The sequence below is a fragment of the Streptomyces sp. NBC_00385 genome (assembly GCF_035917155.1).
Classification (GTDB): Bacteria; Actinomycetota; Actinomycetes; order Streptomycetales; family Streptomycetaceae; genus Streptomyces; species Streptomyces poriferorum.
Map to the genome: position 1 here is coordinate 5,260,383 of NZ_CP107951.1, position 18,971 is coordinate 5,279,353.

Annotated in this window: 12 protein-coding genes, 1 tRNA gene and 1 pseudogene; 11 read left to right on the plus strand and 3 right to left on the minus strand. The window is 70.2% G+C overall.

All coding sequences use genetic code 11. From position 1 onward, the window contains the following. Positions 1-60 precede the first annotated feature (60 nt). Together OG959_RS23525 and OG959_RS23530 are read right to left on the minus strand one after the other, a co-directional pair. Positions 61-2,589: an ABC transporter permease gene (locus tag OG959_RS23525; protein WP_326661425.1), complete on the minus strand. Its 2,529-nt coding sequence runs from the start codon at positions 2,587-2,589 to the stop codon at positions 61-63. Positions 2,590-2,692: 103 nt separating this feature from the next. Continuing rightward, positions 2,693-3,463: an ABC transporter ATP-binding protein gene (locus OG959_RS23530; RefSeq protein WP_326661426.1), complete on the minus strand. Its 771-nt coding sequence runs from the start codon at positions 3,461-3,463 to the stop codon at positions 2,693-2,695. 374 nt (positions 3,464-3,837) lie between these two features. Here OG959_RS23530 and OG959_RS23535 point away from each other — a divergent pair, with 374 nt between their 5' ends. The 8 genes from OG959_RS23535 (at position 3,838) to OG959_RS23570 (ending at position 13,833) form a co-directional block, all read left to right on the plus strand. Further along, the gene (locus OG959_RS23535; protein WP_326661428.1) at positions 3,838-5,052 is read left to right on the plus strand and encodes an RNA-guided endonuclease InsQ/TnpB family protein; all 1,215 of its coding nucleotides are present in this window, start codon (positions 3,838-3,840) and stop codon (positions 5,050-5,052) included. A gap of 346 nt (positions 5,053-5,398) precedes the next feature. Next, positions 5,399-7,135: an ABC transporter substrate-binding protein gene (locus tag OG959_RS23540; RefSeq protein ID WP_326661430.1), complete on the plus strand. Its 1,737-nt coding sequence runs from the start codon at positions 5,399-5,401 to the stop codon at positions 7,133-7,135. 182 nt (positions 7,136-7,317) lie between these two features. Then, positions 7,318-8,313 carry an ABC transporter permease gene (locus tag OG959_RS23545; protein ID WP_326661432.1) on the plus strand — a complete coding sequence of 332 codons (996 nt, stop codon included), beginning with the start codon at positions 7,318-7,320 and terminating at the stop codon, positions 8,311-8,313. Continuing rightward, positions 8,310-9,215, plus strand: coding sequence for an ABC transporter permease (locus OG959_RS23550; RefSeq protein WP_326661434.1), 906 nt, complete (start codon positions 8,310-8,312; stop codon positions 9,213-9,215). The genes OG959_RS23545 and OG959_RS23550 overlap by 4 nt, the downstream gene beginning before the upstream one ends. A 44-nt stretch (positions 9,216-9,259) precedes the next feature. Then, the gene (locus OG959_RS23555) at positions 9,260-10,201 is read left to right on the plus strand and encodes an ABC transporter ATP-binding protein (RefSeq protein ID WP_148019026.1); all 942 of its coding nucleotides are present in this window, start codon (positions 9,260-9,262) and stop codon (positions 10,199-10,201) included. After that, positions 10,186-11,094, plus strand: coding sequence for an ATP-binding cassette domain-containing protein (locus OG959_RS23560; protein WP_326661437.1), 909 nt, complete (start codon positions 10,186-10,188; stop codon positions 11,092-11,094). The genes OG959_RS23555 and OG959_RS23560 overlap by 16 nt, the downstream gene beginning before the upstream one ends. Continuing rightward, on the plus strand, positions 11,091-13,499 hold the full coding sequence (locus tag OG959_RS23565) for a glycoside hydrolase family 2 protein (RefSeq protein ID WP_326661439.1): 2,409 nt from the start codon (positions 11,091-11,093) through the stop codon (positions 13,497-13,499). Before OG959_RS23560 ends, OG959_RS23565 begins: the two co-directional genes overlap by 4 nt. A 248-nt stretch (positions 13,500-13,747) precedes the next feature. Beyond that, positions 13,748-13,833 (plus strand) — tRNA-Leu (locus OG959_RS23570). Positions 13,834-13,909: 76 nt separating this feature from the next. Here the strand turns inward: OG959_RS23570 and OG959_RS23575 are convergent. Then, entirely contained in the window at positions 13,910-14,527 is a 618-nt protein-coding gene (locus tag OG959_RS23575) for a hypothetical protein (RefSeq protein WP_326661441.1), read from the minus strand. A 345-nt stretch (positions 14,528-14,872) separates the two neighbouring features. On the opposite strand from OG959_RS23575, the gene OG959_RS23580 reads away from it, so the two are divergent. The 3 genes and pseudogenes from OG959_RS23580 to OG959_RS23590 all read left to right on the plus strand — a co-directional run bounded on the left by OG959_RS23580 (position 14,873) and on the right by OG959_RS23590 (position 18,971). Beyond that, complete coding sequence (locus tag OG959_RS23580) at positions 14,873-15,115, plus strand: hypothetical protein (protein WP_326666860.1); 243 nt, start codon at positions 14,873-14,875, stop codon at positions 15,113-15,115. Then, positions 15,025-17,602: pseudogene (locus OG959_RS23585) on the plus strand (S8 family serine peptidase); the annotation flags it as partial. The gene OG959_RS23580 and the pseudogene OG959_RS23585, both read left to right, overlap by 91 nt. A 223-nt stretch (positions 17,603-17,825) precedes the next feature. Beyond that, positions 17,826-18,971 (plus strand): PP2C family protein-serine/threonine phosphatase, encoded by a 1,146-nt coding sequence (locus OG959_RS23590; RefSeq protein ID WP_326661445.1) that lies wholly within the window; start codon positions 17,826-17,828, stop codon positions 18,969-18,971.

Sequence of the window (18,971 nt, forward strand, 5' to 3'; positions counted from 1 at the left end):
CGGCCGAGGGCCGGTACCCGCCACCGCGGGTACCGGCCCTCTTCCGTGTCCCGTTCCGGGCTACTCCGTCTTGATCGCCGTGAGCATGTTCAGCTTCGCGGCGCTGCGGGCCGGCCACAGGGCGGCCAGCACCCCCACCAGCCCGGCCAGCAGCAGGAAGACCGCGATCCGGCCCCACGGTACGACCAGGACGTACTGCGGGATCTGGGACGCCACGGTCTGCCCGATCGCCCAGCCGAGGAACATGCCGAGCCCGATGCCGACCACCGCGCCGAAGAGCGAGATGACCACCGCCTCCAGCCGGATCATGCGCTTGACCTTGCGCCGGTCCAGGCCGATGGCCCGCAGCATGCCGATCTCCTGCTGACGCTCGAACACCGACATGGCCAGGGTGTTGACGACCCCGAGCACCGCGATGATCAGCGCCATGGCCAGCAGGCCGTACATGATGTTCATCGCGAGGTTGATGGAGCCGCCGAACATGTCGCGGATGTCCTTGCGGTCCATGACGCTCATGCCGGGGTTGTCGCCCAGCGCGTCCACCAGCGCCTGCTCGTGGGCCGCACTCGCGCCGCCGTCCGTCTTCACCCAGATCTCGCGGATGTCCGCGCGGGCCTGGTGCGGGGCCACGAGGTCACGGGGGATCAGGACCGGCGAGAGGAACTCGTTGTCCTTGTACAGGGCGCCGATCTTCAGGCTGCCCTTCCTGTCGTCCTCGTACGTGACCGGGACGGTGTCCCCGGTCTTCCAGCCGTGCGACTTCGCGGTCTTGTCCGAGACGGCGATCTGGCCCTTGGCCAGGGAGTCCAGGGAGCCCGAGCGGGTGTCGACGGTGAGGACCTTCTCCACGTCGCCCGGGGTGACGCCGGACACCGACAGCGAGGTGTCGCCGATGTCCATCCAGACCGCCTGCTGCGGCGAGACCGCGGTGACGCCGGCGGCCTTCTCCACGGCGGTGAGTGCCGACTCGTCGAGCGAGTCGCCGCTGGCCATCGAGATCATGTAGTCGGCCCTGATGTTGTCCGTCGTCATCTTGTCGACCGCCTGGCCGAGGGTGACGCCGAGCACCGAGATGCCGGTGACGAGGGTGAGGCCGATCGCGAGCGCGGAGGCGGTGGCGCCGGTGCGCCGCGGGTTGCGGACCGCGTTCTGCGCGGCCAGCTTGCCGGAGACCCCGAACATCCGCTGCAGCAGCGGGCGCATCAGGGCGATCACCGGCCGGGACAGCAGCGGGATCAGGATGATGATGCCGATCAGGGCCAGGAAGGAGCCGCCCGCGATGAGGAGCTGGCCGTTCGATCCGGCCTGTGCCGCGCCGCCCACGACCGCCGCCCCGCCGAGCAGGGTGATGACGGCACCGATCGAGTTGCGCAGCACCAGGGACTTCACCGTGGCCACGGCGTACTGGCTGTTCATCGCCGCGACGGGCGGGATCTTCGCGGCCCGGCGGGCGGGCAGCCAGGCGGCCAGCACGGTGATCAGGACGCCGACGCCGAAGGCTGCGATGACGGTGGCCGGTGCGATGACCAGCGGTCCGGCCGGGATCTTCCCGCCGATCAGGCTCATCGCGGAGCGCAGCCCGGTGGCGAGTCCGAGGCCCAGCGCGAAGCCGACGACGGACGCGATCAGGCCGACGACGGCCGCTTCGAGCAGGACGGAGCGCTTGACCTGGCGGCGGGAGGCGCCGACGGCGCGCAGCAGCGCGAGCTCCTTGGTGCGCTGGGCGACCAGCATGCTGAAGGTGTTGGCGATCAGGAAGATGCCGACGAAGAGGGCGATGCCCGCGAAGGCGAGCAGCAGCTTGTTGAGGCTGCTCAGGGCGGATTCGGTCTGGTCGGCCTGCTCGTCCGCGCGGACCTGGCCGGTCTTGGCCTCGGCGTCCTCGGGCAGCAGCGGCTTGACGGCGGCCAGCAGCTGCTGGTCGGAGGCGCCGGGTGCGGCGGAGACGGCGACGTCCTTGAACTCGCCCGGCCGCAGGAACAGCTGCTGGGCGACGGGGGTGTCGAACAGGACCAGGCTGCCGCCGGCGTTGACCGCGCCGTCCTCGGTGGTGAAGACCCCGGAGAGGGTGTACTCCTTCACCGGTCCGTTGGTGGCGACCCGTACCTTGTCGCCGACCTGGTACTCGCCCTTCTTCGCGGTGTCCTTGTCCAGGGCGACGCTGCCGGCGGCGGTCGGTCCGGAGCCGTCGGTGAAGGTGTACTGGGCGTCCTGGCCGTCCTTGCCCGGGGCGAAGTTGGACCCGGTGTTGGACCAGCCGTTGCCGATCAGTTTGCCGTCGGGGTCGGCCACTCCGGCGAAGCCGTCGACGCGGCCGGTGGCGGAGGCGACGCCGTCCAGGTCCTGGATCTTCTTCAGGGTGGCGGCGTCGATGGCGGCGGTCTTCTCGTCGCGCTGGTCGGCGTGGGTGGTGACGGCGACGGCGATGTCGTCGTAGCTCTTCGCCGACTGGTTGCGGAAGGCGTTGCCGAGGGTGTCGGTGAAGACCAGGGTGCCGGAGACGAAGGCCACGCCGAGCATCACGGCGAGGACGGTCATCAGCAGCCTGGCCTTGTGCGAGAGCACATTGCGCAGGGCGGTACGGAACATGTCTGTCAGTCCTGGAGGGGGGGGAGGGGTTCCGGATGGGGTGGCGACGAGGTCCTGTCGGGGAACTCCGGACAGGGCCCGGGGGCCCGGGGAGGGGCGGGGCTCAGCTGGTGCGGCCCTTGGTGTCGAACGCCTTCATCCGGTCCAGCACCCCGTCCGCGGTGGGGTGCATCATCTGGTCCACGATCGCCCCGTCCGCGAGGAAGATCACCCGGTCCGCGTAGGAGGCGGCGGCCGGGTCGTGGGTCACCATCACCACGGTCTGGCCCAGTTCGCGCACCGAGTTGCGGAGGAAGCCGAGGACCTCGGCGCCGGAGCGGGAGTCCAGGTTTCCGGTGGGCTCGTCGCCGAAGATGATCTCGGGCTGCGAGGCCAGTGCGCGGGCGACAGCGACGCGCTGCTGCTGGCCGCCGGAGAGTTCGGTCGGGCGGTGCTTCAGCCGGTCGGCGAGGCCCACCATGTCGATGACCTTGCGCAGCCAGTCCTGGTCGGGCTTGCGGCCGGCGATGTCCATCGGCAGCGTGATGTTCTCCAGTGCGGAGAGCGTCGGCAGCAGGTTGAACGCCTGGAAGATGAAACCGATCTTGTCCCGGCGCAGCTGGGTGAGCTGCTTGTCCTTGAGGGACCCCAGCTCCGTCTCGCCGATGCGCACGGAACCGCCGGTGAAGCTGTCGAGACCGGCGACGCAGTGCATCAGCGTGGACTTGCCGGAGCCCGACGGGCCCATGATCGCGGTGAACTCGCCCTGCGGGAAGTCCACGGTGACCCGGTCCAGGGCGGTCACCTTGGTCTCGCCCTCCCCGTAGACCTTCGACAGTTCCGTGGCGCGGGCGGCCACCGCGGTGGCGCGGTGAGCGGTGGACATGGTGGTCACGGGAGACTCCAGGGTCGGGTTCGTACGGGACGGGCAGCCTGCCCGACGGCCCCGCCGGGCGGCGGGGGCCCGGGGGAGGGGCACATCTCCATCGTCTCCGCCGATCGGCCGCCGGTCGTCACTCCCGGTGCCCGTTCCGGGGGCCGCCTTGAGTCGCATCGCGGGGGGTCCTGCGTCCTCCTGCGGTATGACACTCAAAGCCGTTTTGTTGCCTTCGACGCGGCTGTCCCGGCGTGATGGCCAGAACGGACGCGTCGGCCTCGAAGGACTGGCAGACGTTGTCACTCCGGCGAGTGAAGCGGGTTGGTTCGCATCGTGCTGATGTTTGTCAGCGGTACGTTGGTTCGTGGAGTCGGGCGAAGGGGGTGGGCCGGGTGATTCGTGCGTACAAGTTCCTCTTACGGCCCACCGTGGGTCAGGCGATCGCGCTCGGTGAAATGCTGCGCGATCACTGCTCGCTCTACAACGGTGCGTTGCAGGAACGCCGTGACGCCTACCGGCACCCCTCGAGGACGAGCGTCAAGTACGGGATGCAGTCCGAGCAGCTCAAGGACATCCGGACCTTCGACCCCGAACGCCAGGGCCGCTGGTCGTTCAGCTCCCAGCAGGCCACGCTGCGGCGACTCGATAAAGCATTCGCCGCGTTCTTCCGCCGGATCAAGGCCGGGGACAAGCCCGGCTACCCCCGCTTTCGCGGGGTGAACTGGTTTGACACGGTGGACTTCCCCCGGGACGGGGACGGCTGCCGCTGGGACTCCACCCCGCACACCCCGGTCACCCGGGTCCGTCTCCAGGGTGTGGGGCACGTCAGGGTCAACCAGCACCGCGCGGTGCCGGGCACGGTCAAGACCGTCAGCGTGAAGCGTGAGGGCCGTAAATGGTTCGTCGTGATCACCGCCGACCAGGCCCTGCCCGAACCGCTGCCCGCGACCGGTTCCGACATCGGCATCGATCTCGGGATCGCCTCGTTCCTCACCGACTCCAACGGCGTCCACATTCCCAACCCGCGCCACGCCCGGAAGGCCGCCGCCAGGCTGGAGGGCGCGCAGCGGGCCCTGTCCCGGTTCCCTCGGTGCAGGGCCAAGGACCGCACCCGTAACCATCAGCGGGCGGTGGAGAAGGTCGGAGCCCTGCACGGAAAGGTGCGGCGCCGGCGGCTCGACCACGCACACAAGACCGCGCTCACCCTGGTCCGTGCGCACGACTTCATCGCGCACGAAGACCTCAAGATCCGCAACATGAGCAAGGCCCCCGCACCGAAGCCCGATCCCGATAGGCCGGGCGTGTTCCTGCCCAACGGGGCTGGGGCCAAGGCCGGGTTGAACCGTTCGATCGCTGATGCCGGTTGGGGGGTGTTCCTGACGATCCTGAACGCAAAGGCTGAGAGTGCCGGGCGGGAAGTGATGGCCGTGGACCCCCGCAACACCTCCCGCACGTGTCCCGCATGCGGGCACACCGCCAAGGAGAACCGGCCCACACAGGAGAAGTTCCACTGCGTCGACTGCGGCCACCAGGCTCACGCCGACGAGGTCGGGGCACTCAATGTTCTACGGGCCGGGCTGGTCCGTCGCAACGCCGACACGGCATAGCGAGAAGCCCCGCCCCTCAGGGCGGGGAGGAGTCACGAAGAAGGGTTCCATGCCGAGACGCCGAGGAGTCGGACGGGCCAGCACAGGGCGCGGGCCCGTGCTGCGTGGAACGTTGCCTGGGCATAACGACCTGGCTTAACCGGTTTATGCATAACGTCAACCTGTTGGCGTGTTCTCTTGCGTGCGATTCTTGTAGCGAAAGTAATGATCCCTCAACTGCCCCTGAAAATAAAGGGATGGGAGCGCTCCCGCACCCTTGACATGCCCTCCGGGCGGCCTTAGCTTCACGGCACTTACCCGGTTCAGTAACTCCGCTCGGCAATGACGGCGGGGAGAAGGAGGGACGATGGGCACGGGATTCCGGGGACGGACCGCGGCCACGCTCGCCGTGATCGCACTCGCCGCCACCGCGTGCACGGGGGGCGGCTCCTCGGCGGGCGGCGCCGGCGGCACGGGCGGCGGAGGGGGCGGCGCGCTCCCGCGCAACGAGACGCTCTACACCACCGGTACCCAGTGGGGGCCTCCTGCCAACTACAACCCGCTGCACAACTGGGACCACGCCACGGGCACCAAGGGGCTGGTCTACGAGACGCTGTTCCACTTCGACCCCAACGAGGGCAAGCTGACGCCCTGGCTCGCGGAGTCGGGCAGCTGGACCGCCGACAAGACGTACGAGATGAAGCTCCGCCCGGGCATCACCTGGTCGGACGGCAAGCCGCTGACCGCCAAGGACGTCGCGTACTCCTACGGGCTCGGCAAGATCGAGGCCTCGTCCTTCCACACCCTGTGGAGCTGGCTGTCGGACGCGAAGGCGGTGGACGCCACGACGGTCCGCTTCACCTTCAAGGAGGCCCGCTACCAGGAGTGGGACTTCACCCTCTACGGGCAGCCGATCGTCCCGGAGCACATCTGGAGCAAGCGCTCCGAGAAGGAGATCCTCGACGGCGTCAACGACAAGCCGGTCGGCACCGGTGCGTACACGCTCAAGAGCCACTCCCAGGACCGGGTCGTGTGGCAGCGGCGCGACGACTGGTGGGGCGTCAAGGCGCTCTCCATGAAGCCCGCGCCCCGCTACATCGTCGACGTGTCCAACCCGAGCAACGAGGTGGTCATCGGTCAGCTGGGTCAGGGCCAGCTGGACCTCAGCAACAACTTCCTGCCCGGCGCCTCCTCGCTGATCAAGAGCCAGAAGGTCGTCTCGTACTACGACAAGCCGCCCTACATGCTCTCCGCCAACACGGCCTGGCTGGTGCCGAACACCACGAAGAAGCCGATGAACGACGCGGCCTTCCGCCGGGCGCTCGCCGCCTCGGTCGACACGGAGAAGATCGTCAAGGGCGTGTACGGGGAGCTGGTCAAGCCCGCCAACCCGACGGGTCTGCTCCCGCAGTGGGACAAGTTCGTCGACCAGGACCTGGTCTCCCGTGAGGGCTTCTCGTTCGACACCGACAAGGCCAAGCAGATCCTCGCGGACGCCGGCTACAAGGACACCGACGGCGACGGCCTCGTGGAGAACAAGGACGGCTCCAAGATCAGTCTGAAGCTGGCCGTGCCCACCGGCTGGACCGACTGGATGGAGGCCGCCAAGGTCATCGCCTCGTCCGCCAAGTACGCGGGCATCAGCATCACCACCGAGTTCCCCGACGCGAACGCCCTCAACGAGACGCGCGGCAAGGGCAACTTCGACCTCGTCGTCAACAACGAGCGCCAGCTCTCCAGCACCCCGTGGACGTACTACGAGTACATGTTCCAGCTGCCCGTCCAGAAGCAGCAGAACACCGTCAACTTCGGCCGGTACGAGAACGAGGAGGCCTGGAAGCTCGTCCAGGAACTCGGCGGGGTGAAGACGGACGACACCGAGGGCATGAAGAAGGTCATCTCGAAGATCCAGGCGATCCAGCTCAAGGAGATGCCGGTCATCCCCCTCTGGTACAACGGCCTCTGGGCCCAGTCCACCACCAAAAGCTGGACGAACTGGCCGTCGGACGCCGCGGGTGCGCCCAAGTACGCACCGGCGCTGTGGCGCAACTGGCTGGAGATGGGCGGCTTTGAAGCCCTTACCCAGATCAAGCCCGTCAAGTGACACGGCCGTTCTGAGAAGGACCGGCCCCGTGCCGGCCGCTCCGAGAAGGACCGGCTCCGTGCCGGCCGTTCCGAGGGGGCGGCCGGCCGTGTGCCGCCCGTTCTCGATTCCATGACCGCCCCGCCGTGCGCACGCCGCCCTGACCGCCGCCCGTACGGCGGGGCTCTCTCCGGGGAGCTCCCTTGCGCCGCTACTTCGCCCGCAAACTTCTGATCTACGCGCTGACGTTCGTCGTCGCCGTCACCGTCAACTGGATGATCCCGCGCTTCATGCCCGGCGACCCCGTCGCCGCCATGGTGGCCAGGGCCCGGGTCTCGCAGCCCGAGGCCGTCGAGGCCATGCGCGCCTACTACAACGACCTGTTCGGCTTCGACGAGCCCGTCTGGCAGCAGTACCTGCACTTCTGGGGTGCCCTGTTGCAGGGCGACTTCGGGCTGTCCATCTGGGTGTTCCCCAAGCCCGTCGCCGACGTGCTGCTCGACGCACTCCCGTACACGCTGGGGCTGATGATCCCGTCGGTCCTGCTCAGCTGGTTCGTCGGCAACTGGGCCGGGGCGCTGGCCGCCCGCCGCAAGGTGCTCGACAACACCGTGCTGCCGGCCGGCTACCTGCTGACCGCGATGCCGTACATGTGGATCGCCGTCATCCTCGCCTGGGCGCTCGGCTCCAAGGCGGGCTGGTTCCCGCTCTCCGGCGGCTACAGCCTCGACATCCAGCCGACCTGGTCCACCGCCTTCGCCGTGGACCTGCTCGAGCACTGGGTGCTGCCGTTCCTCTCGCTCTTCCTGGTCGCGCTCGGCGGCTGGGCCATCGGCATGCGCAACATGATCATCTACGAGCTGGAGTCCGACTACTCCTCCTATCTGTCGGCCCTGGGCGCACCGCAGCGGCTCATCCGCCGCTACGCCTTCCGCAACGCCGTCCTGCCCCAGATCACCGGACTCGCCCTCCAGCTGGGCGTCCTGGTGGCCGGGGCCCTCGTCACCGAGATCGTGTTCGCTTATCCCGGGCTCGGCTCGCTGATCCTGGCCGCGATCCAGAACCAGGACTTCTTCCTGCTCCAGGGCGCGTTCCTGTTCATCGTGATCGGCGTACTGATCGCCAACTTCCTCATCGACATCGTGTACGTCGTCGTCGACCCCCGGACCCGTACCGGCATGGCAGGAGGCCAGTCATGAGCACCGTGCCCGAACCGGCCGCCGAGACCGCCGCACCCACCGCCGCTGCCGCCCGCCCCGGCCGCGAGACGCTCCACTACGCCGTGCGCAACCCGAAGCTCATCATCGGGTTCACCGTCGTCGTGCTGCTCCTGCTCACCGGCGTCTTCGGACCGCCGCTGCTCGACAACCCCGACCCGAACGAGTACGTGGGCCCGCAGGCCGCGCCGCCGGACGGCACGTACTGGATGGGCACCACCACCTTCGGCCAGGACGTGTACGCCCAGTTCGTGCACGGGCTGCGCGCCACCTTCCTGGTCGGCGTCGTCGGCGGGGCCATCGCCGCCGTCATCGCCATGCTCGTCGGCTTCCTGGCCGGCTACCGCGGCGGAGCGGTCGACGAGATCCTCAACATGCTCACCAACGTGGTCCTGGTGCTGCCCGCGCTCGCCGTGCTGCTGATCATCAACGCCTACCTCGGCGTCCGCTCGGTCCCCGTGCAGGGCCTGTTCATCGGGCTCACGTCCTGGCCCTGGGCGGCGCGCGCGATCCGTGCGCAGACCTTCTCGCTGCGCACCCGGGAGTTCGTGGACCTGGCCCGGCTCAGCGGCAGCGGAACCTGGCGGATCGTCTTCCGCGAGATCGCGCCCAACATGAGCTCGTACCTCTTCATGATGTTCATCCTGCTCTTCGGCGGCTCCGTCCTGATCGCCTCCTCCCTCGACTTCATCGGGCTCGGTCCCACCGAGGGCGTCTCGCTCGGGATGATGCTGCAGAGCGCCCAGCAGTGGAGCGCGCTCCAACTCGGCATGTGGTGGTGGTTCGTCCCGCCGGGCGCCGGGATCACCGCGATCGTCGGCGCGCTCTACGTCGCCAACGTCGGCCTCGACGAGGTCTTCAACCCGAAGCTCCGGGAGGCCTGAGACATGACTTCCACCGTGACCGATCCCGGAGAGGCCCTGAGCACATGACCCTGACCGTGACCGACCTGCGGGTCCACTACCGCACCCTGCGCGGCGAGGTCCGGGCCCTGGACGGCGTCTCGTTCGACCTGGCCGACGGGGAGATCCTGGGCCTGGCGGGCGAGTCCGGCTGCGGCAAGACGACGCTCGGCAAGTCGCTGATCCGCCTCGACGGCCGGATGCGGCACGCGGGCGGCACCGTCACCCTCGACGGGGACGACGTGCCGGTCGCCGACGACCGCGCGATGAACGCCTTCCGCTTCCACCGGATATCGCTCGTACCGCAGTACTCCATGAGCGCCCTCAACCCGACCCGGCGCATCGGACGCATGATCCGCGAACTGCTCGCCTCCCGCGGCGTCAGCGTGGACACACCCGAACTGCACCGCCGCCTCGACCTGGTGGGCCTGGACCACGACGTCCTGAACCGCTACCCGATCGAGCTGTCCGGCGGCATGAAGCAGCGCACCGTCATGGTGATCTCCACCCTCCTCGACCCGTCCGTCCTCATCGCCGACGAGGTCACCTCGGCGCTGGACGTCTCCACCCAGCGGGCCGTCGTCGGCGCCCTCACCGGGCTGCGCGACAAGGGCCTGGTCACCAGCATGATCTTCGTGACGCACGACCTCGGGCTCACCTCGCACATCGCCGACTCGATCATGGTGATGTACGCGGGCAAGCTCGCCGAGAAGGCACCCACGAAGGTCCTGACGACCGCGCCCCGCCACCCGTACACCAAACTCCTGCTCGGCTCGCTCCCCGAGGTCGGCGCCCGGTACGCCGACAAGCCCCTCAAGGGCATCGCGGGCGCCCCGCCCTCCCTCCTGAACCCTCCGGCCGGCTGCCGCTTCCGCGACCGCTGCCCGCTCGCCGACGAGCAGTGCGCCGAGGAACCCCCGGTCGTGGAGATCGCCCCCCGTCACTCCGTCGCATGCTGGAAGGCCTGATGCTGACCCTCGACCACGTCACCAAGACCTACCGCGCCGGAGCGTTCGGCGGCGGTTCCGTCACCGCGGTGGACCGGGTGTCCTTCACCGCCGAACCCGGCGAGGTCGTCTCCCTCATCGGCGAGAGCGGCAGCGGGAAGTCCACCATCGGCCGGATGATCCTCGGCCTGACCGGAGTCAGCTCCGGCAGCCTCACCCTGGACGGCCGGCAGGTCCGTCCCGGAAAGGACTTCTACCGCCGCGTCCAGGGCGTCTTCCAGGACCCCTTCTCCTGCTACAACCCGGTCTTCCGGGCCGACCGCGTCTTCGACATGATCCGGCGCGCCTACCACCCGGGCGTCTCCGACAAGGAGTGGGCCGCCCGCGTCGAGAAGGCCGTACGGGACGTCCGTCTGGACCCCGGGCAGGTGCTCGGCCGCTACCCGCACCAGCTCAGCGGCGGCCAGCTGCAACGCCTCCTCATCGCCCGCGCCCTCCTGCTCGACCTGAGCTTCCTGGTCGCCGACGAGATCACCAGCATGCTCGACGCCTCCACCCGCATCGACGTCCTCAACCTCCTGGCCGTCCTCAAGGAGCGCGGCCTCGGCGTCCTCTACATCACCCACGACCTCGCGCTCGGCACCTACCTGGCGGAGAAGACCGTGGTGCTGCGCCGTGGCAGAGTCGTCGAACGCGGCGACACCCAGAAGGTGTTCGGCAACCCGCTCCACCCCTACACCCGGACCCTGCTGGCCGCCGTGCCCCGGCTCAACACCCCGTGGGACCCGCCCGAGCCGCTGGAGAGCTGCGCCTTCCACGAGGCGGGTTCGCCGGACACCGACCTGTACGAGACCGAGCCGGACCACTTCGTCGCATGCGCCCAGCTCCCCGACTGCGGAAGGACCTCCGCGTGACCCTTCGCCACCTGCCCCTGCACGACGGCTGGACGCTCAGCGCGGACAGCCCCGTGCCCGTGGGGCTCCCCACAGGGGGCGTCCCCGCCACCGTGCCCGGCTGCGTCCACACGGACCTGATCGCGGCGGGGCTGATCGACGACCCGTACCTGGACGACAACGAGAACCGGCTCGGCTGGACAGGCCGCACCGACTGGACGTACCGCACCACGTTCGACTGGACGCCGGACGGGCACGACCACGCCGACCTGTGCTTCGACGGCCTCGACACCGTCGCCACCGTCCTGCTCAACGGCATCGAGGTGGGCCGCGCCGCCAACCAGCACCGCAGCCACCGCTTCCCCGTCCGCGCCCTGCTGGCCGAGGGCGCAAACACCCTCGACGTACGGTTCACCGCCCCGTACACCTACGCCGAGGAGCTGCGCGACCGGCTCGGCGACCGGCCCGGTGCCTATGCGGAGCCGTACGCCTTCATCCGGAAGATGGCGTGCAACTTCGGCTGGGACTGGGGGCCCACCCTGGTCACGTCCGGCATCTGGCGGCCGGCCGCGCTGGAGACCTGGAGCGGTCCGCGGATCGCGTCGGTCACCCTGCTGCCCGATCTCGACGACGCGGGGGTGCCGCGCCTCACCGTCACCCTCGACGTCGACCGGGCCGGCCAGGAGGCCCTCGAAGCCGTCGTGGAGGCCGCGGGCGAGCGTGTCGCGTTCACCGTCCTCGCCGGTGAGGACCGGGCCACCGCCACGCTCACCGTCCCCGGAGCGGAGCTCTGGTGGCCCCACAGCCACGGCGATCAGCCCCTGTACGACGTCACCGTCCGCCTCGGCGAACAGGTCCGGCAGTTCAGGACCGGCTTCCGCGGCGTCACGCTGGACCGCGACGCGTTCCGCATCGCGGTGAACGGCGAGCCCGTCTTCGTACGCGGCGTCAACTGGATCCCCGAGGACTGCTTCCCCACCCGCGTCACCCGGCAGCGGATCTCCGACCGTCTCGACCAGGCGGTCGCGGCCGGGGTCAACCTGATCAGGATCTGGGGCGGCGGCCTCTACGAGAGCGACGACTTCTACGAACTGGCCGACGAGAAGGGCCTGCTGGTCTGGCAGGACTTCCCCTTCGCCTGCGCCGCATACCCGGAGGAGCAGCCGCTGTGGGACGAGGTGGCGGCCGAGGCCCGGGAGAACGTCACCCGCCTCTCCCCGCACCCCGCCCTCGTCCTGTGGTGCGGCAACAACGAGAACCTGGAGGGTCACGCCGACTGGGGCTGGCGGAAGGAACTGGGTGACCGCACCTGGGGCCACGGCTACTACCACGAGCTGCTCCCCGCGATCGTCGCCGAGACCGACCCGACCCGTCCGTACTGGCCCGGCTCGCCCTACTCCGGCACCGAGGACATCCACCCGCAGGACCCGGCGCACGGCACCATCCACATCTGGGACGTGTGGAACCGGGCCGACTACCGGGCCTACGCCGACCGGGTGCCGCGCTTCGTCGCCGAGTTCGGCTTCCAGGGCCCGCCCGCGTACGCCACCCTGCGCCGCGCGATCAGCGGCCCGCTGAGCCCCGACGCCCCGCTCCTGGCCCACCACCAGAAGGCCGAGGACGGCAACGCCAAGCTGCTCCGGGGCCTGGGCGACCACCTGCCGCAGCCCGGTGCGGACTTCGACGACTGGTACTGGCTCACCCAGCTCAACCAGGCCCGCGCGGTCGCCTTCGGCATCCGCCACTTCCGCTCCCACACCCCGTACTGCATGGGCACGATCGTGTGGCAGCTCAACGACTGCTGGCCGGTCGTCTCCTGGTCGGCCGTCGACGGCGACGGCCGCCGCAAGCCCCTCTGGTACGCCCTGCGGGCCGTGTACGCGGACCGCCTGATCGCCGTGCGCGACGGCGCCGTCCATCTCGTCAACGACGCCCCGGAGCCCTGGACCGGCGCGCTGCGGCTGACCCGGCACGGCCTGGACGGGGCGGTGCTGGCCGAGGAGGAGGTGGTCGTGAGCACGGCCGCCCGCGCGGTCACCCGGGTCCCGCTGCCGCCGTCGGTCGCCGAGCCGGCCGACCGGACCCGCGAGCTCCTGGTCGCACGCCTCGGCGCCACCCGGGCAGTGGAGTTCTACGAGGAGGACACCCGCCTCGCGCTGCCGCCGGCCAGGTACGACGTCACGGTGACGGAGAGCGGGGGCGAGGCGCCCGGCTACCGCGTCGAGGTGACGGCCCGCACCCTTCTGCGGGACCTCGCGCTCTTCCCCGACCGGCTCGACCCGGCGGCCGAGGTGGACGAGATGCTCGTCACGCTGCTGCCCGGGGAGAGCACGGTGTTCATGATCACAGGAGCGGTCCTGGCAGACCCGGAGGCACTGGGCGCGCACCCGGTGCTGCGGTGCGTCAACGACGGCCTCACCCGGTAGGGGTGGCGCGCCCCTGGCGATCCGTGGCGCGCCCCTGGCGAATCGGCTGTGTGGGTGCGGCGACTTTCCGTCAATTCGGATACGCGTCCGCCGCACCCGCCACCCCGCCCAGCCATGTGACTATGCCTCCCACGTGTGCTGACGGACCCTCAAGCGATCAATAAAATAAGACAACATCGAGCCACTGTCCGTCCGGCCGGGGGGAGCCCCCGGATAGGGTCATGTGCCAACGCGGAGCCGCGCGCCAAGCCCGGATGGTGGAATGCAGACACGGCGAGCTTAAACCTCGCTGCCCCTCGGGGGCGTACCGGTTCGAGTCCGGTTCCGGGCACCATCGCGCGCACCACCTCTGGCCGGCCGGAGCGGCCGCTCCCGGCCTGCCGACGGCACCGGTCGCGCTCGTCGCGAGGTCAGCGCAGGCACGTTTCGAGCAGTGCCGCAAACCCGTCGGACGTGGCCGGGTAGTAGGGCTGGGACGACGCGGACGACACCTCGACCTCGCCTTCCGCGTTCACGGTCATGTCGATGTAGGTCGAGGCGCCGCCCTGGTTCTCCCCGTGGTCGTAGCGCCAGTGGTAGCTGACGGTCTGCCTCTGGAGGGACATCTCGGTGTCCCGGTCCATGTCCCGCCAGATGAAGATCTCCCGTTCGTAGAGGCGGGGGGCGCCCCACCACGAGGTGTAGATCATCTGCCCCGGAGTGCCCCCGGAAGCGTCCCAGTCGTCACGCCAGACGGGCCGCAGGTGTCCTGGTGTCGTCCGCCGGCGGTACTGCTCGATGAGGTGGTCCACAAAGGCCTCGGGCGCGTTCTCGATGGCCTGCAACCGCGACGCCGGATCGCCCGGGCCCGAGAAGAGGGTCGCGAGTTGCTCATTCGTCGGACGCGCCCTGGTCGCACCGGTCTCCTGCGGCGGCTTCGACCGGGAGGCGATGAAGCCGTCCAGTGCGTGACGGGCTTGCCCGAGGAGCTCGCGGGACCGGAGCAGCGCCCCGTCTCCCGAGTGGGCCGAGATGTCACCTTCGCGCATAGTCACTCCTCAGTGGTTCGGGTGTCGTACTCCTCGACGGAGAGGGACGGCACGTGCTCGGGGGTGCCTGTCGGATGCCGGGGCGCGGCCACCGGCGGCGGAGTGGGGGCGTTCCGTCGGCCACCTCCTTCTCCCAGCATGCCAAGCCCCCGGGTTCCCGTCGGCAGCCTTCACGAGATCCGCCCGGAGGCCGTCGCGGGAAGCCGGTTCCTGCCGGAGTCCGACGGGTGAGCGGCCACGGTCCGGGTCCGGGGGGCGAGGGATAGGGTTCCGGCGGGAGGAACCCGCCCGGTGCGTGCGAGCCGCGCCGGGGCCGGACGCGGGCGCCGCCCAGGGAGGAGCGGGATGCTGCAGGCGCTGGGGCTGAGCCCGTCCGAAGAGGCCGTCTACACGGTGCTGTTGGCCCGGCCGTCCGCCTCCGTCCGAGATGTCGCGCTGCAGTCCGGCCTCGGGGAGGGGGAGAGAGCCTCCGAACTGGGACTGTCCATCCGCACGGTGGAGCGACGGGTGCGGCGTCTGATGGATCTCTCCGGCGTGGAGTCACGCCTCCAGCTGGGCTGGCACGCGGCGCGCGTCGGCTGGCTCTGAGCCGGTCCGTCCCGACACGACGGCGGCTCCGGCCTGACCTCCTGGATCATCGCCGGCATGCAGTGGGCCGTCGACCAGAAGGCCGATGTCGTCTCCATGAGCCTGGGCAACCCCGAGATCGGTGACTGCGCCGACCCGCTGGCCCTGGCCGCGCAGGAGCTCTCGCAGAACACGCACAGCCTGTTCGTCATCGCCGCGGGCAACTCGGGCTCCGGCACCGAGACGGTCTCCTCGCCGGGCTGCGCGCCCGGCGTGCTGACCGTCGGCGCCGTCGACCGAGACGACACCACCGCCTGGTTCTCCAGCCGCGGTCCGGTCGCCGTCACGCACACCCTCAAGCCCGAGATCGCCGCACCCGGCGTCGACATCTCGGCGGCCGCGGCGGGCGGGCGTGGCGTCTACGCCTACCGGTCGATGTCGGGTACCTCCATGGCCACCCCGCACGTCGCGGGCGCGGCAGCGGTCGTCCGGCAGGCCCACCCCGGCTGGACCGCGCAGCAGATCAAGTCCGCCCTGGTCTCCTCCGCCCGCACCGGCGGCAAGGTCGCGGGCGCCGACCAGACAGGCGCCGGCGTCCTCGACGTGTACGCGGCGGTCCACCAGAAGGTGCTCTCGGCACCCGCGGTCCAGGGCGGCAGCTACAACTGGCCGCAGGACGCGTCGGACCGCAGCACCGTCCAGGTGCCCTTCACCAACGCCGGCACCGACGACCTCACCCTGGGTCTCAAGGTGAGCGGTGTGCACGGCAACGACGGCAGTGCTGTCAGCTCCGCCGTCATCAGGCCGGCGCCGGGCAAGGTGACCGTTCCCGCGGGCACCACGGTCCGGGTACCGGTGCGGATCGACCCCGCGGCCCGTCTCAAGGCCTCCCAGTACGGTGCCGTCACCGGCCGGATCATGGCGTCCGGCGGCGGTGCCCACATCTCCGTGCCGGTCACGCTCTACGTCCAGCCCGAGACGGTCACGCTCCGGGTGAAGGTCATCGACCGCAACGGCAAGCCCGCGGCCGGTGCCTCCTCCCTGGACCTGGTCAGCCTCGACACGGACAAGGGCGAGCGCCGCAGCAACCAGGGCGCGGCCGACCAGACGTTCAGCGTGCGCCCGGGCGACTACGCCCTCTCCGGGTTCGTGGCCACCGACAACGCGGACAACGTGGCCGACTCCATCAGCTACCTCGGACGCCCGCAGCTCAGCATCACCGGTGACACCACCGTCGTACTCGACGCCCGCAAGGCCCACCGGCTGGGCGCGCGCACCGACCGCCCCTCGAAGATCAGCCACACCACGTTCAGCTACGCCCGCACCTGGGACGACACATGGCAGCTGAGCGGCTCGCTCATGGCGGGCGGCGCCGTGCAGAAGTTCTACGCCTCCGTCGACGGACGCGCCAGGAACGGCTTCTTCGAGTTCCGCCCCACCTGGCGCGCGACCGGCACCGAGGACGGCTCGCCCTACGTCTACAACCTCACGTTCCCGACCCAGGGCCCGCTGCTCTCCGACCGGACCTACCGGGTCGAGGACTCCAAGCTGGCCCGGGTCACCGAGAAGTGGAACGCCCTCGGCAAGGAGACCGACTACCTCGACGGGCTGTTCATCGTCCCCTCCTGGAACCCCAACACCTCCATCACGGTCAACCTGCTCGACCCGGTCCCGGTGCCCGGCACCCGTACCGCCTACTACACGACCGGTGACGACGTCTGGCTGCACGGTGCGCTGACCAGCTTCCCGTTCGCCGCGTTCATGGGAGACAAGGACCGTACCTACCGGGCCGGGGAGCGGCGTTCGGAGGAGTGGTACGGCGGCCCCCTGCGGCCGGGCGCGGCCCGGGACACCGCCGGTGACCTGGCGCTGGCCGCCGAGCGGCAGGGCGACCTGATCGGCATCCAGACGGCCCTGTGGGTCGACGCCTCGGGTGACCACTGGTCCTACGGCGGATCGTTCGGCGACCTGGGCAACCTCGCGCTGAAGCGCAACGGTGAACAGATCGCCACCAGCACCTATCCGTACGACGCCTTCGAGGTCCCGGCCGAGGACTCCGCGTACGAGCTCACCCAGAACCTGGAGAAGATCCCCACCTCGGACAGGCCCTGGCTGCGCTCCACCGCGGTCACCACCACCTGGAGCTTCCGCTCCCGCCTGGAGCCGGAGGTGTACTCCCGCGGCCTGCCGATCCTCTTCCCGGCGTACGACCTGCCGGCGGACGGCATGAACACGCTGCCCGCGCGCGACGGCATCAAGGTCGGCCTGTCGGCAGAGGGCCACGACGGATACACCCCGGGCACGATCACCGCGGCCTCGCTGTCCTACTCCTACGACGGCGGTGCCACCTGGACCCAGGCACCGACCCGGCACAAGGACGGCCGGTGGACGGCCGTCGTCGACCACACCGGCGCCACCGGTGCGCAGGTCATGCTGAAGGTCGGCCTCACCGATTCCCGCGACAACGCGGTCACGCAGACCATCACCCGCGCCTACGACGTGCGGTAGCGGGCACCGCGCCCCGGCCGGGTGGTCTCCCACGACAAGGGGGCCGCCCGGCCTTCCGCGTACGCGCGAGGAGCGCGGGGCGCCACCCGTACGGGCGCAGTTCGGCCGGGCGGCGGCCAGCCTCCCCGCGGCCCCGTGACGGGAATGGATGATCGAGGCCCCCCGGTCCTTTCCGCGTGCGGCACACGCATGCGCGCCCCCGTCGCCGCTGGAGGATGCCCGCATGTCCGGTCCGTTGCGCGCGGCGAGGTCATCGGCACAGATCGCGTCGGACAGTGGCGACGACACCGCCATCCGTACGCCCTCCACCCGCGGCGTCGTCCTGGCGACCCTGGCGACGACGGCCGTGGTCGTCGTCCTCGGTCTGCTGACCGGGACCGCGGTGATCCTCCTCGGGCTGCTGGTGTTCCTCCCGGCGTTCGCCGCCGCCCTGTGCAGCCCGCGCCAGACGGCGATGGTCTCCGCCTGGGTGATCCTCGTCGTCATCGAGCCGGTGGTCCTCCAGCCCGGGGAGCGGATCGTCGACCGGGTGATTCTGGCGGTGTTCGCCGTCGGTTTCGGCACGCTGGCCGTCTACGGAGCCCGGGTGCGCATCACACGTGAGGGCGCCCTGGTGCGGCTGCGGTCCACCGCCGCGGCGATGCAGAGGCAGATCCTGCGGCCGTTGCCGCTGCTCACCGACGACGTTCTGGTGGACGGCGTGTACGAGCCCTTGCAGGAGGACAAGCTCGTCGGCGGCGACATCTACGACGTGGTGGCCACTCCCTGGGGCACCCGGATCCTGATCGGTGATGTCCAGGGCAAGGGCCTGGCGGCCATCGGGATGGCCATCGACGTGGTGGGCGCCTTCCGGGAAGCCGCCCACCGCGAGCCGACGGTGACCGCACTCGTCGACGCGCTGGAAGCGGCGGTCGTGCGGCACAACGACTACGCCGGACAGCGGGGCGAGCCCGAACGGTTCGTCACCGCGCTGGCCCTGGGGGTGGACGCGGGCACCGACACGCAGGTCGTGGGGTGCGGCCACATTCCGCCCTACCTGCTCCACGAGGGTGCCGTCACCGTCGTCGGCGAGGGGGACGAACACGTGCCGCTGGGCCTGGCGAGTCTGGTCGACGCACCGCGCACGGTGGCCTGGTTCCCCTTCCCCGCCGGGTCCACGCTGCTGCTGTGCACCGACGGCCTGACCGAGGCCCGTTCGCGCGAGGGCGACTTCTATCCGCTCGAGGCGCGTCTCGGCGGCCGCGTCGACATCACCGCGGGCCGGCTGATCGCTTCACTCGTCGACGATGTGCGGGACTTCACCGCCGGGGTGCAACAGGACGACCTGGCCGTCCTCGCCGTACGCCGTGCACCGCACCGGGCACCGTAG